The sequence below is a fragment of the Streptomyces carminius genome (assembly GCF_002794255.1).
In the GTDB taxonomy this organism is placed as follows: Bacteria; Actinomycetota; Actinomycetes; order Streptomycetales; family Streptomycetaceae; genus Streptomyces; species Streptomyces carminius.
On the sequence record NZ_PGGW01000034.1, the window covers coordinates 1 to 1,194 of the forward strand.

The 1,194-nt window shown below is 75.8% G+C and carries 1 protein-coding gene; it reads left to right on the forward strand.

Annotation, left to right across the window (positions count from 1 at the left end; genetic code table 11):
• Window positions 1-1,194, forward strand: a 1,194-nt coding sequence (locus CUT44_RS08880) for an ATP-binding SpoIIE family protein phosphatase (protein ID WP_158239584.1), incomplete at both ends; no start/stop codon positions are given.

The following is a 1,194-nucleotide window of genomic DNA, read 5'->3' on the forward strand; positions in this document are numbered from 1 at the left end:
CTCCCGGGCCGCGCTGAGCCTGGAGAACGCCCGGCGCTACACCGCCGAGCTGCGCACCGTCGAGAGCCTCCAGCGCAGCCTGCTGCCCCCGGAGGGCGCGGACCTCGGCGCGGCCGAGTCGGCGGGCAGCTACGTCCCGGCCGGCACCGCGGCGGGACTGGGCGGCTGCTGGTACGACGTCATCCCGCTGTCCTCCGCCCGGGTCGCCTTCGTCATCGGCGACGTGGCCGGACACGGACTGGCCGCCACCGCCACCATGGGCCGGCTGCGCACCGCCGTGCAGACCCTGGCCGACCTGGACCTCTCCCCCGAGGAACTCCTCACCCACCTGGACGACCTCGTCGTCCGCCTCTCCGCCACCGAACCGCAGCCGGACCGGACGGACGGCGACGGCAGCGGCGGCGTCGTCGGCGCGACCTGCCTGTACTGCGTCTACGACCCGGTCACCGGCCGGTGCGTCATGGCCGGCGCCGGGCATCCGCCGCCCGTCGTGACCGGCCCGGGGGGAGAAGCGCGCCCCGTGGAGCTCAGCCCGGCTCCGGCCCTGGGCGTGAGCGGCATGCCCTTCGAGCCCGTCGAGCTGCACCTCGCCCCGGGCAGCGTGCTGGCCTTCCACACCAGCGGACTGGCCGCACGCCGCGAGGACACCGCCGACACCGCTGCCGCGGACGGCGACGACCGGGCACGGCCGCTGCACGAGAGCGTCGCCGCCGCCGTGGCGGCCGGCCACCCGCCCGCCGAGATCGGGCGCACCGTACTGGGCCGCGTCCTGACCGAGCCACCGGCCGACGACGTGGCCCTGCTGGTGGCCCGGGTGCGGGCCCTGCCCGAGGGGGCCACCGCCGCCTGGCGGTTCACCGCCGACCCCACCGTCGTCGCCCGCGCCCGCCAACTGGCCACCGACCGGCTCACCGGCTGGGGACTGGAGGAACTGACCTTCACCACCGAGCTCATCGTCAGCGAACTGGTCACCAACGCCGTCCGCTACGCCGGCTCGCCCGTCGAACTGCGCCTGATCCGCGACAAGACACTGATCTGCGAGGTCTCCGACCCCAGCCAGACCCAGCCCCACCTGCGCCGCGCCCGCCTCACCGACGAGGGCGGCCGCGGCCTGTTCCTCGTCGCCCAGCTCGCCCACCGCTGGGGCAGCCGCTACACCGCCTCCGGCAAGACCATCTGGACCGAACAACCCCT